This is a genomic window from Sphingomonas sp. IBVSS2 (assembly GCF_002127225.1).
Lineage (GTDB): Bacteria > Pseudomonadota > Alphaproteobacteria > Sphingomonadales > Sphingomonadaceae > Sphingomonas.
On the sequence record NZ_NFUR01000001.1, the window covers coordinates 161238 to 175682 of the forward strand.

General features: G+C 68.6%; 18 protein-coding genes. 2 read left to right on the top strand and 16 right to left on the bottom strand.

Annotated elements, in window-relative coordinates; translation table 11 throughout:
• Positions 1–4: 4 nt before the first annotated feature.
• The 8 genes from CAP40_RS00650 to CAP40_RS00685 form a co-directional block, all read right to left on the bottom strand.
• A complete protein-coding gene (locus CAP40_RS00650) occupies positions 5–646 on the bottom strand; it encodes a MarC family protein (protein WP_086127436.1) in 642 nt (213 codons plus the stop codon).
• Positions 643–1254 (bottom strand): hypothetical protein, encoded by a 612-nt coding sequence (locus CAP40_RS00655; RefSeq protein ID WP_256923951.1) that lies wholly within the window; start codon positions 1252–1254, stop codon positions 643–645. The genes CAP40_RS00650 and CAP40_RS00655 overlap by 4 nt, the downstream gene beginning before the upstream one ends.
• The gene (gene folD / locus CAP40_RS00660) at positions 1251–2126 is read right to left on the bottom strand and encodes a bifunctional methylenetetrahydrofolate dehydrogenase/methenyltetrahydrofolate cyclohydrolase FolD (RefSeq protein ID WP_086128383.1); all 876 of its coding nucleotides are present in this window, start codon (positions 2124–2126) and stop codon (positions 1251–1253) included. The genes CAP40_RS00655 and folD overlap by 4 nt, the downstream gene beginning before the upstream one ends.
• The gene (locus tag CAP40_RS00665) at positions 2116–2424 is read right to left on the bottom strand and encodes a DUF167 family protein (protein WP_086127437.1); all 309 of its coding nucleotides are present in this window, start codon (positions 2422–2424) and stop codon (positions 2116–2118) included. Before CAP40_RS00665 ends, folD begins: the two co-directional genes overlap by 11 nt.
• A 7-nt stretch (positions 2425–2431) precedes the next feature.
• Positions 2432–2728, bottom strand: coding sequence for a YggT family protein (locus tag CAP40_RS00670; RefSeq protein WP_086127438.1), 297 nt, complete (start codon positions 2726–2728; stop codon positions 2432–2434).
• Positions 2729–2857: 129 nt separating this feature from the next.
• Positions 2858–3121, bottom strand: a complete 264-nt coding sequence (locus tag CAP40_RS00675; RefSeq protein WP_086127439.1) for a hypothetical protein — start codon at positions 3119–3121, stop codon at positions 2858–2860.
• A 125-nt stretch (positions 3122–3246) separates the two neighbouring features.
• Positions 3247–4143: an acetylglutamate kinase gene (gene argB / locus CAP40_RS00680; RefSeq protein WP_086127440.1), complete on the bottom strand. Its 897-nt coding sequence runs from the start codon at positions 4141–4143 to the stop codon at positions 3247–3249.
• A gap of 39 nt (positions 4144–4182) precedes the next feature.
• Positions 4183–5178, bottom strand: a complete 996-nt coding sequence (locus CAP40_RS00685) for a DUF1176 domain-containing protein (RefSeq protein WP_086127441.1) — start codon at positions 5176–5178, stop codon at positions 4183–4185.
• A gap of 62 nt (positions 5179–5240) precedes the next feature.
• On the opposite strand from CAP40_RS00685, the gene CAP40_RS00690 reads away from it, so the two are divergent.
• Positions 5241–6110 carry a 3-hydroxyacyl-CoA dehydrogenase NAD-binding domain-containing protein gene (locus tag CAP40_RS00690; protein ID WP_086128384.1) on the top strand — a complete coding sequence of 290 codons (870 nt, stop codon included), beginning with the start codon at positions 5241–5243 and terminating at the stop codon, positions 6108–6110.
• Here CAP40_RS00690 and CAP40_RS00695 read toward each other — a convergent pair.
• The gene (locus CAP40_RS00695) at positions 6107–6697 is read right to left on the bottom strand and encodes a PilZ domain-containing protein (RefSeq protein ID WP_086127442.1); all 591 of its coding nucleotides are present in this window, start codon (positions 6695–6697) and stop codon (positions 6107–6109) included. The two genes, CAP40_RS00690 and CAP40_RS00695, sit on opposite strands and share 4 nt — an antisense overlap.
• Positions 6698–7204: 507 nt before the next feature.
• The gene (locus CAP40_RS00700; RefSeq protein WP_256923952.1) at positions 7205–8500 is read right to left on the bottom strand and encodes a NupC/NupG family nucleoside CNT transporter; all 1296 of its coding nucleotides are present in this window, start codon (positions 8498–8500) and stop codon (positions 7205–7207) included.
• A 309-nt stretch (positions 8501–8809) separates the two neighbouring features.
• Here CAP40_RS00700 and CAP40_RS00705 point away from each other — a divergent pair, with 309 nt between their 5' ends.
• A complete protein-coding gene (locus CAP40_RS00705) occupies positions 8810–9487 on the top strand; it encodes a queuosine precursor transporter (RefSeq protein ID WP_086127444.1) in 678 nt (225 codons plus the stop codon).
• Positions 9488–9625: 138 nt separating this feature from the next.
• Here CAP40_RS00705 and egtD read toward each other — a convergent pair whose 3' ends face one another.
• The 6 genes from egtD to CAP40_RS00735 form a co-directional block, all read right to left on the bottom strand.
• On the bottom strand, positions 9626–10603 hold the full coding sequence (gene egtD / locus CAP40_RS00710) for an L-histidine N(alpha)-methyltransferase (protein ID WP_086127445.1): 978 nt from the start codon (positions 10601–10603) through the stop codon (positions 9626–9628).
• 49 nt (positions 10604–10652) lie between these two features.
• Positions 10653–11930: an ergothioneine biosynthesis protein EgtB gene (gene egtB, locus CAP40_RS00715; RefSeq protein WP_086127446.1), complete on the bottom strand. Its 1278-nt coding sequence runs from the start codon at positions 11928–11930 to the stop codon at positions 10653–10655.
• 52 nt (positions 11931–11982) lie between these two features.
• Positions 11983–12528: a cob(I)yrinic acid a,c-diamide adenosyltransferase gene (locus tag CAP40_RS00720; RefSeq protein WP_086127447.1), complete on the bottom strand. Its 546-nt coding sequence runs from the start codon at positions 12526–12528 to the stop codon at positions 11983–11985.
• A 73-nt stretch (positions 12529–12601) separates the two neighbouring features.
• The gene (locus CAP40_RS00725) at positions 12602–13471 is read right to left on the bottom strand and encodes a CmcI family methyltransferase (RefSeq protein ID WP_086127448.1); all 870 of its coding nucleotides are present in this window, start codon (positions 13469–13471) and stop codon (positions 12602–12604) included.
• A gap of 47 nt (positions 13472–13518) precedes the next feature.
• On the bottom strand, positions 13519–14154 hold the full coding sequence (locus tag CAP40_RS00730; protein ID WP_086127449.1) for a LysE family translocator: 636 nt from the start codon (positions 14152–14154) through the stop codon (positions 13519–13521).
• A gap of 54 nt (positions 14155–14208) precedes the next feature.
• Positions 14209–14442 (bottom strand): twin transmembrane helix small protein, encoded by a 234-nt coding sequence (locus tag CAP40_RS00735; RefSeq protein ID WP_086127450.1) that lies wholly within the window; start codon positions 14440–14442, stop codon positions 14209–14211.
• Between the last annotated feature and the right edge of the window lie 3 nt (positions 14443–14445).

A 14445-nucleotide genomic window follows, 5' to 3' on the forward strand; every position in this document is an offset into this window, starting at 1 on the left:
AGCTTCAGTGCCCTGTCGCCGCCCGCCCGGCGACCAGCGCTGCACTGATCCCGTCGATCACGAACTGCACCGCCAGCGCCCCCAGCAGCACGCCGAGCAGCCGCGACACCACGGCCTCGATCTTCGCGCCGACCACCCGCATCAGCGGACCGGCCGCGAGCAGCGCCAGCATGGTGAGCAGCAGGATCGCCGCCATCGCCGCGAGCACCACGGTCGTCCGCTCGAAGCCGTTGTTCTGCGACATCAGCAGCATCACCGAAGCGATCGAGCCGGGGCCCGCGATCATCGGCATCGCCATGGGGAAGATCGAGATGTCGGTCGGTTCGCTCGCCTTCACCTTCTCGGCCCGGTCCTCGCGCCGCTCGGTGCGCTTCTCGAACACCATTTCGAGCGCGATCAGGAACAGCATGATGCCGCCGGCGATCTTGAAGGCGTTGAGACTGATGCCGAGCGCCCGCAACAGCACTTCGCCGAACAGCGCGAAGCCGAACAGGATGGCCGCGGCAACCACCACCGCGCGCACCGCCATCGCCCGGCGATGCGCCGCGCTGGTGCCGGCGGTGAGCCCCGCGAAGATCGGCGCGCAGCCGGGCGGATCGATCACCACGAAGAAGGTGACGAAGGCGGAAATGAACAGCTCGATCATTTGCCGGGCGCCGCGATCTTGTCGTCGATCACCTGCACCAGGGCCTTGCCGTCCCAGATCCAGGCGAGGAACCGGCGCGCGCCGCCCGACGACACGTGCCAATGCCAGGCGAGCGTTCCGTCGGGAGAGGCACCGCTATCGCTTGGTCCTTCGCGATAGCCGAACCGCGGCGGCTCCACCGGTTTTCCCGCGCACGAAGCGCGGCGCAGCTTCGGTTCGGCAGGGCGATCCCGCGCAGTCTCGAGCAGTTCGCCGCCATCGACAGTCCATTTCCAGCCGCCCTCGGCCTCGCGCCGCCACACGGTGCTGAAGAAGCCGACCCTGCCCTCGGGCAGCTTCCACCCGCCGGTGTTCACCGCGAACTTGCCGTCGCAGGAAACCCAGCTCCCGGTCGGCCACCATTCGATCGGCCTGGGCGGGTCCTTGCGATCCCTGAGCCATGCCTGCGCCTTCACCGGCTGCGGTACGAACATCGTCGCATCCGCCGCCGCATATTCGCGGAACGCCGTCCACTGCCCCTTGGCCTGCGCCGCCGCGTTGAACGCGCGCTCGGCATCGAGGGCGCTCTGCGGCGCGGCGGCCTGGAGGATCAGCGCGGCAAGGATCATATCGCGCCCTTTGCCAGCGGCACGCCGGCATTGCGGTGCGCGGCGACCAGGGTGTTGCGCAGCAGGCACGCGATCGTCATCGGCCCCACCCCGCCAGGCACCGGCGTGATCGCACCCGCCACGCTCGCCGCACTGTCGAAATCGACATCGCCCACCAGGCCCTGGTCCGTCCGGTTGATGCCGACGTCGATCACCGTCGCACCCGGCTTCAGCCACTCGCCCTTGACGAAATGCGCCCGGCCCACCGCCGCGACGACGATGTCGGCATGCTTGAGGTAATGCGGCAGGTTGCGCGTCCTGGAATGGACGAGCGTCACCGTCGCGCTCGCTCGGGTGAGCAGCGCCGCCATCGGCTTGCCGACGATGTTGGAGCGGCCGATCACCACCGCGTCGAGCCCGCTCAAATCGCCCAGCCGGTCCTCGAGCAGCATCAGGCAGCCGAGCGGCGTGCAGGGCACGAAGCCGTGCAGCCCGGTCGCCAGCCGCCCGGCATTGACCGGGTGGAAGCCGTCGACGTCCTTGTCCGGATCGATCCGGGTGAGCACCGCCTGTTCGTCGATATGCCCGGGCAGCGGCAGCTGGACGAGGATGCCGTCCACCTCGGGATCGGCATTGAGCTTGTCGACCAGCGCGATCAGCGTCGCCTGGGTGGTATCGGCACCAAGCTTGTGCTCGAAGCTCTCCATGCCGCACTCGCGCGTCATCTTGCCCTTGGAGCGGACATAGACGGCGGACGCCGGATCCTCGCCGACCAGCACCACGGCCAGCCCGGGCGCTCGCCCCGCCGTCTCCCGGAATGCGGGAACCAGTTCCGCCACGCGGGCACGCAGGCCCGCGGCGAACGCCTTGCCGTCGATGATCTCAGCCGTCATGCGGCCCGCCATAGAGCCTGTGCGCGATATCTTCCAGCGCCGCGGGATCGCCTGCCACGCGAAGTCGCTTGAGCCGCGCCGTATCGCCCGCGATCAGCGTCACGGCGCGCTTCGGCACGCCGAAAGCGCCCGCCACCAGCGGCACCAGCGCCGCATTGGCCGCGCCTTCGACCGGCGGCGCGGCGAGCCGGGCGGCGAAATGCTCGCCGGTGCCTGCCGCAAAGGCATCGCGCGATGCGCGCGGCGTCACCCGGACGGCGATCTCGATCCCGTCCGCCATGCGCCGCCAGGCCGGCATCCCGGGATCAATAGGCCGTGGCGGCCAGCTGCGCGGCGAGCGTCGGCAGGACGAAGTTGTTGAGGATGTAGATGATCAGCAGCGCCACCAGCGGGCTCAGGTCGAGCGCGCCGAAATCGGGCAGGACCTTCCGGATCGGGCGATAGATCGGCCGCGTGATCACTTCGAGCGCCTGCCAGACCGAGCGGACGAACTCGTTGTAGAGGTTGATCACGTTGAACACGATCAGCCACGACAGGATCGCCTGCACGACGATGACGATGCTCAACGCCGACAGCAGGAAGCCGATGATGTCGAGGATCATGAGTAGGAAGGGGATCAATGCGCTCTCCGAGGTCTCTTGCGACACAGATTAGGGAATGCGGCGCTCCGCAACAACCCCGGCGCGCTCGCCGCACCGCAGTTGGCGTCGCTTCCTGGAAAGCCGCTACCGCTATACCAGGCCCTTGGGCGGCTGGCCGGGCAGATGGCCGGAGCGCATCACTGCGATCGACTCGACTATCCGGCGCGCAAGGCCGGTTGCCGCATCCTGGTGCCGATACTCCAGCGCCACCAGCGACTCCTCGACGACGGCGTCGATCTCGCCGCCATCGAGCACCCCCTTCCTTTCGAGCGCGTTCATCAGCGTCTTCACCAGCGTGAGCGCGCTCAGCGCCAAGGCCCTGTTCTCGTCTTCGAAGTGGTTGCGCTCGTTCATTTCGTCCTCCTCGGAGCCTGGAGCCACGACTCAATCGGCAAACCCCGCCATCCCGGCTTCCGCGGGGCAGCGAAGGCGGGAACATGCGCTTCGGGCCCGGCGCCCGGCCGGAGCGCCGCGCCGGATCAGGCGTGGACCAGCGTGCCGGCGCCGCGCCGGGTGAAGATCTCGAGCAGCATCGCATGCGGGACCCGGCCGTCGAGGATCACCGCGGCGTCGACACCCTGTTCGACCGCGTTCACGCAGGTCTCGACCTTGGGGATCATGCCGCCCTTGATCGTGCCGTCCGCCTTGAGCGCGGCGATCCGCGCCGGATCGAGATCGGTCATCAGTTCGCCCGCCTTGTCGAGCACGCCGGCCACGTCGGTCAGCAGGAAGAAACGCGAGGCGCCGCAGGCGCTGGCGATCGCGCCCGCCATGGTGTCGGCGTTGATGTTGTAGGTGTGGCCGTCCGCGCCCAGCGCGATCGGCGCGACCACGGGAATGAAGCCCTGCGCCGCCAGCGAATGCAGGATCGCCGGATTGACCCCGGTCGGCTCGCCCACGAATCCCAGGTCGACATGGCGCTCGATGCCCTGGAGCGGATCGGCCTCGCGCCCGGTCACCTTCTCGGCGGTGACGAGCCCGGCATCCTTGCCCGAGATGCCGACCGCGCGGCCGCCCGCCGCGCCGATCCAGCTGACGATCTCCTTGTTGATCGATCCGGCCAGGACCATCTCGGCGATCTTCGCGGTTTCGGAATCGGTCACCCGGAGCCCGCCGACAAAGTTCGATTCGACACCCAGCCGCTTGAGCATCGCGCCGATCTGCGGGCCGCCGCCATGGACGACGATCGGGTTGATCCCCACTGCCTTGAGCAGCACCACATCCTCCGCGAAGTCGCGCTGCAACTCGGGATCGCCCATCGCGTGGCCGCCATATTTCACGACGAAGGTCGCGCCGGCATAGCGCTGCAGATAGGGAAGCGCCTCGACGAGCGTTTCGGCCTTGGCGAGCAGCGCAGGATCGGGGGCGTTGGTCATGCGCGGCCCATAGGGCCCGCGGGCCGCTGCCGCAACTTGTCAGCGAAACACGGCGGTGGCGCGATAGGTGGCGAGCCAGTTGGTCGAACCGCGGCATTCGTTCATCGCGCGCTCCTCGGTCCGCCGGAAGCGCGCACCATCCCAGACATAGGCCTGGCTCTGGCCGCAATCGCCGACGCCGCGCCCCTTGTTGAAAGTGGCCAGCACCCCTTCCTTGTCGAAGCCGGCATTGACCAGCATGCCGTCATTGCCGTCGTCGAACGCCGCCCGCACCACCTTGCCGCCCGCGAGAACAAAGGCGACGCTGCTATAGTTATAGGCTCCCGCGCCGCAGGGGATCAGGGCCAGCGTCTTGCCCCCGCCCAGCGCATAGGTGGTGACCTCGGGCACGGTCTCGGCTCCGTCATACAGCCCGTCGCAATCGCTCTGCTTCTCCAGGCTCGCCCGCAAGGCGCCCGAGACCTTCGCCGGGGTGCCGGAGGGACGGAGGGCCGCGATACGCGCGGGCGCCGGCGCAGCGGGCACCGCGCCGGCGGGCTTGCTTCCCTTGGCGACCGCCGCGGTCACCGTGCCGGCGCGGCCCTGATCGGCGTCGATGTGGCGCAGCGCGGCCGATGAGCCGGCGAGCGAGATGCGCGCCACCCGCTGGCCGGCGCCGTCGACCAGCGTCGCTTCCTTGCCATTGGGCATGGCGGCCGCGATCTTCGCGGCATCCGCTCCCCGGAAGGTCACGCTTTCGCCGCCGGCCATCGCGGTCGCGATCGCGATGTCGTCGATCCTCAGGGTCGCCTTGCCGCTCGGCTTGTCCGCCGGCCAGATCGTCACCGTGAAGCCGCCGTCCGGCCCGGCCGCGCGGACGACCGACATGCTGGCGTCATAGCCCGACCCTTCCGCGGGCACTGCCTGGTCGCCCGGCCAGAGCGAGGTCATCTCGCAGCCGTGCAGATTGTCGCAGGCCACGGCCCAGTCGCCATAAAGTTTCTCGGGGCCGTCTTGCGTGGCCTGGGCGGAGAGGAGGAAGGCGAGGAGCAGCATGGCTTCGAGCCTAGCCGATTCGCCTTCGAATCGATAGGAGCGGCGCCAAAGGAGAGACGATGATGAAGACGGTTGGCGTGATCGGTGCGGGGCAGATGGGCGCGGGGATCGCGCAGGTTTCGGCCCAGGCGGGCTATGCCGTGCTGCTGTCGGACGTCGACCAGGCGCGGGCCGAGGCGGGCAAGGCCGGGATCGCCAGGCAGCTCGCCCGGGCCGTGGAGAAGGAGAAGATCGGCGCGGCCGATGCCGAGGCCGCGCTCGGCCGGATCGCCTGTGTCGGCGGCACCGATGCCTTTGCGCCCTGCGACCTGGTCATCGAGGCCGCGACCGAGCGGGAGGCGATCAAGCGCCAGATCTTCGAGAATGTCGGCAAGGTGCTGGGCCCGCAGGCGATCCTGGCGAGCAACACCTCGTCGATCCCGATCACCCGCCTCGCCCAGGCCGCGCCCGACGCCGGCCGGTTCATGGGCGTGCATTTCTTCAACCCGGTGCCGGTGATGGGCCTGATCGAGCTGATCCGCGGCCTGGCGACCTCGGACGGCACCGTCGCCGCCGTCGAAGCCTTTGGCCAGTCGCTGGGCAAGCGTATCGTCCATGCCAACGATGCCCCGGGCTTCATCGTCAATCGCGTGCTGATGCCGATGCTCAACGAAGCCTGCTTCGCGCTGGGCGAAGGCGTTGCGACGATCCCGGACATCGATGCGGCCTGCCAGCTCGGCCTCAACCATCCGATGGGCCCCTTCACCCTCGCCGACTTCATCGGGCTCGACACCTGTCTCGAGATCACCCGCGTGCTGTTCGAGGGCACGGGCGATCCCAAGTTCCGCCCGGCGCCCCTGCTGGTGAAATATGTCGAGGCCGGCTGGTACGGCCGCAAGACCAAGCGCGGCTTCTACGACTATACGGGCCCGGAACCGGTGCCGACGCGCTAGGCGTCGGCCGCGGCCAGCTCCGCCTGGCGGTCGAGCGCCCATTTGGCGAGCGCGTCGAACGGGATCGCGACGAGGAAGCCGATCCCCGCCCGGCCGTCATGCGCCCAGCGCACCACGCCCCGGCGCGGATCGAGCCCATGGACGCCCACCGTCACCGCGTCGCCCTCGCGAAGGAAATCGGCCTCGACCTTCACGCCGCCCTGCGACACGTCGACCAGCGTGACGCTCACCCGCATGCCCTCGGCCACCAGGCTCACCGGGCAGGCGATGCGCAAGCGTGGCATGCGCTGGGTGAGCCCGGGCTCGCCATGGACCGGGGCGTGGAGCACTTCGAGCACGTCGATGCGATCGTCGAACTGCACGCCGATCATCCCGTCCGCCGACCAGGCGATGCGCCCGGATATCGCGTTGCCCGAGCGGATCTCCACCGTCACCGGTTCGCCGGGCGGCAGGCTGGTGTGGAGCTTTCCCATCAGGCCGCCGGGCGAGATGTTGCGGATCAGGCAGAGCGCCTCATAGCCGCCCCAGCGCAGCATCGCGGACCGGTAGACCGAGATTTTCGAGCGATCGTCGATTCGACGTTCCATGACAGGCACTTCGGGCTGGAAGGAGATTTCGGTGCGGATGTCTGCCTCCGACGGCGTGATGGTGGTGACCCGCGGAGAACATGCGTCCGTCAGATGTCTGTAACGTTTCGAAGGCACAACGATCCGTGGTAAATGCGGGCGTGCCGGACGACCGGCGGCATCGGCCTGCGGGAAGGCGATCTGCAGGCAGCTCCCCAAACGGCCAAGGGCTTCCTCGCCGGGCGTGGGCGGAGATCGGCGCAGGATACGCAGCGGACGAACGTCCGGGCCCGAAGCAAGCAAACTGGTCACGCAGCACTCCAGCAAGATGCCTGGAGAGCGCACATCCGGCGATCGTTCCGCGACGAAGCACGCGGCACGAACGTTCGATGGCGCGCGACCCGCTCTCCATCCGATGTCGGTTGTTATCGCAGGCCCAGCGCGCCCCCGGCGCAGCGTTGTTCCCGCGGATTTACGCGATCTCTACCGAGCGGCCGGTAACCAAAAGGTTAACGCGGCCAACCCGGATCAGGGAAGCAGCAGCCCCGCCAGCGCGGCGCTCATCAGGTTCGCCAGGCTGCCGGCGATCAGCGCGCGGATGCCGAGCTTGGCGATCATCGGCCGCTGGTTGGGCGCCAGGCTGCCCGTCGCCGCCATCTGGATCGCGATCGAGCTGAAATTGGCGAAGCCGCATAGCGCGAAGGTGATGATCGCCCGGGTGCGCGGGGCAAGATCGGTCATCGCGCCCAGATCGATGAAGGCAACGAACTCGTTGAGCACGACCTTGGTGCCGAACAGCCCGCCCGCCGCAGTCGCCTCGTGCCAGGAGATGCCGAGCAGGTACATCACCGGCGCGAACACCGTGCCGATGATCTTCTGGAAGCTGAGGTTCCGGAAGGCCTCCGCCCAGGCGGCATGGCCGCTCAGCTCGTAGACCCAGTTGCCGGCCCCGGCGAGCAGGCCGTTGGCGAGCGCCACCAGCGCCACGAAGGCGAGCACCATCGCCCCCACCGCCACGGCTATCTTCACGCCGGTCGATGCCCCGGTCGCGGCGGCCATGATGATGTTGGCGGCGCGCTCTTCCTCGATATCGTGCTCGGCGACCCGGATCGCCTCGTCCTCCGCCGCGTCGCCGAACGGCAGCACGCCGTCCTTCACCGGCGTATCGGGCATGATGATCTTGGCCATCAGCAGGCCGCCCGGCGCCGCCATGAACGATGCGGCCAGCAGATAGGGAAGCGCCGTCGGCCCGAGCAGGCTGGCATAGGCGGCGAGGATCGTGCCGGCGACGCCCGCCATGCCGACGCTCATCACCGCGAAGAGCTGCGAGGGCGTGAGCCGGGCGAGATAGGGACGGATCACGAGCGGCGATTCGCTCTGCCCGACGAAGATGTTCGCCGCCGCGCACAGCGATTCGACCTTGGTGGTGCCCACCACCTTCTCGATCGCGCCGCCGATCCAGCGGACCACGAACTGCATCACGCCCAGATGATAGAGGATCGAGACAAGCGCGGCGAAGAAGATGATCACCGGCAGCGCGGCGATCGCGAAGCTCTGGCCGCCCAGCTCGGGCTTGGCGAGCGGCCCGAACAGGAAGCTGGTGCCGGCGCCGGCATAGCCGAGCAGCGCGGAGACGCCGTTGGAGAGCCAGTGCAGCGCCGCCTGGCCCCAGCTCGTGCGCAGCACCAGCGCCGCGATGCCGGCCTGGAGCAGGAAGGCAGCGCCGACGATGCGCAGGTTGATCGCGCGCTTGTTCGACGAAAGCAGGAAGGCGATGGCGAGGATCGCGATCACGCCGAAGATGCCGACCGGAAACTGATTCAACTGCTTATTCCCCCAAGGCGTACGCCCAAGTCTCCCACCATACACGCTCGATACCGCAAGGCCAGAGCCCGCCCGCGCCATTCCCCGCGGGACCGGACATTCCAGACGCCAAAGTCCGCGGAATATGGGCCAGCCCCCTCCGCGACAGGGCGCTCCGGCCCACGCAACCCCCAAGGAATATGGCGGTTCCTGGGCGGCGCCACTCCGCGAGGCGACGACATTGGAACGATAAGCGAACATCCCCCATATTGACGGCCCGGCCCCGGCGCCGGGGCTTGCGGCGCGGACTTTTCCCGCTAGCGTCCGGCCATGGACACTATCCGCATCCCGCGTTCGCTCTTCTTCCTTTCGATCTTCTACGGCGGCATGGTCTGCATCGCCGGCGTGCTCGGCAACAAGCAGGTCTCGCTCGGGCCGATCTCGCAGATCGGCAACTGGGTGGGCGTGGGCCCGCTCGCGGTGGAGGCGGGCATCTTCGCCTTCCTGCTGCTCGTCTCGGTCTCGAGCGCGGTCGCCGAACTGCACGGGCCCGACACGGCGCGGCGGCTGGTGCTGCTCGGCTTCGTGCCGCTGGTCACTTCGGTCCTCCTGTCGATCCTCGTCCTCAGCCTGCCCGCCTCGCCGAGCATGGAGCCCGACCGGCTCCACGCCTTCGAACTGATGATGAGCGGCACGCCGCGCATCTGGCTGGGCGGAATCATCGCTTACGGCATCTCGCAGATCCTGAACGTCACCATCTTCTCGGCGCTCAAGAGCGGCGGCGGGAAGCTGCTGTGGCTGCGCGCCGCGATCGCATCGGTGCTGAGCCAGATCGCCGACACGCTGATCTTCATCTCCGTCGCCTTTTACGGCGTGTTCCCGATCGGCGAGCTGCTGGTCGGCCAGATGCTCACCAAGGTGGTGCTGAGCGTGGTGCTGGTGCCGCCGGCCATCTACCTGTTCGTGGCGCTGGGCCGGATGCTCGACGGGCGGCGCGGGCTGAATTGAAGGCTTCATAATTCCACCCCCAGCCTGCTGGGGGAGGGGCACACCGGTGCAACCGGCGCGTTGCGCCAGCCCCTCCACCACCGGCCTGCGGCCGACGGTCCCCCTCCCCGAGACAAGCTCGGGGAGGAATTTGGAAGCCTAGGGCGCCATCCGCAGCGGCTGGGCCTCGCAAAGGATCAGCGCGAACCAGTCCTTGGGATCGGTCCATTCGCGGATCGGCGTCCAGCCGCCGGCGCGCAGCAGCATGCGGGCGCCGTTGCGGCCATATTTGTGGCTGTTCTCGGTGTGGATCGTCTCGCCCGCACCCATGGCGAAGGCGCGCCCCTCGACAGTGAATTCCACGTCGCGCACCGCCTCCAGATGCATCTCGATCCGCGCGGCATCGTCGTTCCACAACGCGACATGGCGGAACGCCTCGACCGGGATCGTGCCGCCCAGCTCGCGGTTGATCCGCGCGAGCAGGTTGCGGTTGAACGCCGCGGTGACGCCCTGCGCATCGTCATAGGCGGGGACCAGCACCTCCGCCGGCTTCACCCGGTCCATCCCGATCAGCAGCCGCGCGCCCTCACCCAGCCAGTCGCGCATCGCGCGCAGCAGGTCGACCGCGTGGAAGGCCTGCATGTTGCCGATCGTCGATCCCGGGAAGAAGCCGAGCTTGGGCATGCCCGCCACCTGCTCCGGCAGCGGCACGGGGCGCAGGAAATTGGCCTCGACCGGATGGACCGGCAAGCCCGGAAAAGCCTGGCCCAGCTCGGCGGCGGACTGGCGGAGGAAATCGCCCGAAATGTCGATCGGCACATAGGCGGCGGGATCGATGGCGCGCAGCAGCAACGGCGTCTTCACCGACGAGCCCGAGCCGAACTCCACCACCGCCGCCCCCCGCGCCGCGAGCGCGCCGAGCTCGGGCCCGGTCTCGCGCAGCAACGCCGTCTCGGTGCGGGTCGGATAATATTCGGGGAGGCGGGTGATCTCCTCGAACAGCTCGGAACCGCGGCGATCATAGAACCAGCGCGCGGGAATGGCACGCGGCCGCGCGGCGAGGCCGCTCAGCACATCGGCGCGGAAATGCGGATCGGCCAGGCTGGACTGGCCGTCTTCGAGTTCCTGCTTCAGCATGACTGGCCGGCCTTTCCAAACGGTTCGGAATAGAGATGGCGAAGGGGAATCACAGATCCTTCGCCAGGCGCACGCCGGTGAATTGCCAGCGTTGATGGGGGTAGAAGAAGTTGCGGTAGCTCGCGCGGGAATGGCCGCGCGGCGTGGCGCAGGACGATCCGCGCAGCACGAACTGGCCGCTCATGAACTTGCCGTTGTACTCGCCCACTGCGCCCGCGGCCGGCCGGAAGCCGGGATAGGGGCGATAGGCGCTGCCGGTCCATTCCCAGACATCCCCGAAAAAGGCCGGCCCGCCCGCCGAGGGGCGCGGCTCGACCGGGCCGGCGGCGTCGAGCTGGTTGCCGCCCGCCGGATCGTGCGCCGCTGCGGCCGCTTCCCATTCGAACTCGGTGGGCAGGCGCGCGCCGGCCCAGCTGGCATAGGCATCCGCCTCGAAGAAGCTGACATGGGTGACCGGCGCCGCGGGATCGACCGGACGGCGGCCGTCGAGCCCGAACCGCGTCCAGACCTCCCCCTCCCGCCGCCAGTAGAGCGGCGCCTCCACGCTTTCCTTCTGCACCCAGGCCCAGCCGTCCGACAGCCAGTGGCGCGGATCGCGATAGCCGCCATCGGCGATGAAACCGGCCCATTCGCCGTTGGTGACGGTGCGATCGGCAAGGGCATGGGGCGTGAGCAGCGCCTGGTGGCGGGGCCCCTCGCAATCGAAGGCGAAGCCATCGTCCGGCCGGGCGGCCATCGGCTCCACCCCGACCGCGACCAGGCCTTCCAGCCCCGCGATCCAGCCGATCGGGCCGGGCATCGCCACCGGCACCTTGGGCGCGCCCTGCCAGACGGCCGGCTCGAGCGGATTGACCGAGAAATGGTGCAATATGTCGGTGAGCAGCAGCTCCTGATGCTGCTCCTCGTGATTGCAGCCGAGCAGCACCAGCGCCTGGGCGGCGGGCGGAAGATCGGGCAGCGCATCGGCAAGCGCGGCATCGACATGGGCGCGCCAGGCGCGGATCTCGTCCAGCGTGGGGCGCGACAGCATGCCGCGCCGCGGGCGCGCATGGCGCTGGCCCTCCGCCTCGTAATAGCTGTTGAACAGGAAGGGCCAGCGCGCATCGAACAGCGCATAGCCAGGCAAATGATCGCGCAGCACGAAGGTCTCGAAGAACCAGGTGGTGTGCGCGAGGTGCCATTTGGCGGGCGAGGCATCGTCCATCGACTGGATCGTCGCATCGGCATCGGAGAGCGGCCGGACCAGCGCCTCGCTCAGCGCGCGGGTGCGGAGGAACTTCGCGCCCAAGGCGCTGGAAGCCGGCGCAGATCCCGTTTCCGTTCGCATTATGTTCTCCTAGTCCAACAGGCCTCCGCCCGTCAACCGGAGAAGATATAGGTCAGCGGGACGCCCCCGGTACCCATAGAACGTCGCCCGCCTCGCTTTGGTTCACTGCGCGGGCGGCGACGAAGAGCAGGTCCGACAGGCGGTTGAGATAGGAAAGCGGCAGCCCGCCCGCGCCGGCGGCGACCGCGGCGCGCTCGGCCCGGCGCGTGACGGCGCGAGCGAGGTGAAGCTCGGGCGCGCCCGGGGCCCCGGCGGGAAGCACGAAGCTGGTCAGCGGCGCGAGCGCCGAGTTGATATGGTCGATCCGCTCCTCGAGCCAGGTCACCTGGGCCGGGGTGACGCGCAGCGCGCCTTCGATCTCGTCCGGCGTGGCGAGATCGGCGCCGAGGTCGAACAGGTCGTTCTGGATGTGGGCGAGCATGCCGCCGAACGCATGATGGCCAAGCGTGGCGCGGGCGACGCCGATGGCGCAGTTCGCCTCGTCGACATCGCCGATCGCCGCCATGCGCGCATCGGCCTTGGAGATGCGCGAGCCGTCGACCAGGCCGGTGGTGCCGTCGTCGCCGGTGCGCGTGTAGATCTTGTTGAGCTTGACCATGGCGCGAGGATAGGCCCGGGGCCGCGGCGATTCAAATGCCTCCCCGCGCCTGGCCCGGGGAGGCCTCGCGCGGTCAGGCCGCCGCGTCCAGCGCTTCGCGCGCCGGGGGCAGGAAATGCTCCGCGCCGAGCAGCGGGTGCGGGTAGAGGAAGCGATTGGCCGCCATGGGCAGCACCACGCCCTCCGCGACGCCGGGCATGAAGTAATTGCCCTGATAGCAGTTGGGCCGGGTCATCTCGCCTTCGCCATGATAGGCGGTGCCGATCGACGCATAGTTCAGCTCTGTCCCGAACACGGCGTAGAGCGCCATGTCGACGAAGTTCATGAACCGGGGCGTGCCGCGCAGATGCGTGTCCTGCGCGATCAGCGCGACCAGATCCTCGCGCACGAAGGAGAGCGCCGAGAGATCCTTCACCACCTGTTCGAAGTTATGGTCGCCGTCGTGATGGACGATGTTCCGGCGGCCGCGCTCCTCGAGCATGACATGGCGGACATAGGCGGGCACGTCGCCATGGAAAAGCCGGATACGGCGCGCCGCATCGGGGAACGTGCGGCGGACGCGCTCATGGGCGAAGCGCAGATATTCGGCGGATATGTCGACCAGGTCGAGATCGAAGTCGAACGCCTCGATGCAGCCGGCGAGATAGGCGGTGGAGCCGCCCATCAACACGCCCACCTCGACCACCCGGTCGAACTGCCCGTGATAGTCGCGCAGGGTGCGGACGATGTCGTAATAATATTGCGGCGAACACTGGTCCTCATAGGCCAGGCTCAGGGCACCGACCGTGCCGGCAATGCGATCGAAGATGCGGTTCTGGCCAAGCAGCGAGTGCATGTCGCCGCGCGTCTGATAGCCCGACAGGATCTCGATGCCGAGTGCCGCGGCGGGATCCGGCAGATCGTGCAGCGCTTCGTCGGCAGCGATGAAGGTTCCGAAGGTCATTGGGGCATCCTGCTGGTTACCCCCGCTTTATAGAGGCGCGGCGGGCCTCAGGCGTGGCGGAAACGCAACAGCAACACACCGAAGCCGATGAAGATCGTGCCGGTCAGCCGGTTGAACCATTTCTTGAGCGCGGGCCGGGCGAGATGGCGGGCCAGGCCGCGCCCGCCCAGCGCATAGACGGCGTACCAGAAGCATTCGACCACCGCGAAGGTGAGCACCAGGATCGCGAACTGGGGGGGCTTGGGCGCGGCGGCGCTGACGAACTGGGGGAAGAAGGCGGCGGCGAAGAGCAGCGCCTTGGGATTGGAGATGCTGATCGCGAAGCCGCCGCGGAAGAGCTGGGCCGGGGTGAGACGCCTGTCGGCGATCGCCTTGTCGTCGCCCATATCGAGCGGGGTCGGATCGGCCCGCCACGCCTTGATGCCCAGCCACACCAGATAGGCGGTGCCGAGCCAGCGCAGCACTTCGAACGCGCCGGGGATGGCGAGCAGCAGCGCGGTGAGGCCGGCGGCGGAAGCGGTGAGGATCGTCATCAGCCCGGCGAGGCAACCGGCCATCGCCGCCACGGTGCGCCGCACGCCGAAATCGACGCTGCGCTGGAGGATGTGGAGCATGTTGGGACCGGGCGTTCCCGAAAGCAGGAACACGGCCATGACGAAAAGCCACCAGGTCTGGAGTGTCATCGCGCGGACCTTCGCGATCGGGGGTCTTGGGAAGGGGCCGCCGGCCCCGGCGCGTCAGCCCTTGGCCGACATGACGAAGAGGATGATCGCCGCCACCGCGATCGCCACCGCCTGGAGCAGGATGCGTTGCTGCATCAGCTTCTGCGACTTGAGCGCGCGCGGGCTCGGGCCGTCGCCATGCCCCTCCAGGTCCTGGCTGGTGGTGCCCGCCATGTTCACCAGCCCCTTGATGAGGACGAACAGAGTCGCGAACATCGCGGCGACGAGCAGGATGGCGAGGAAGAACATCCG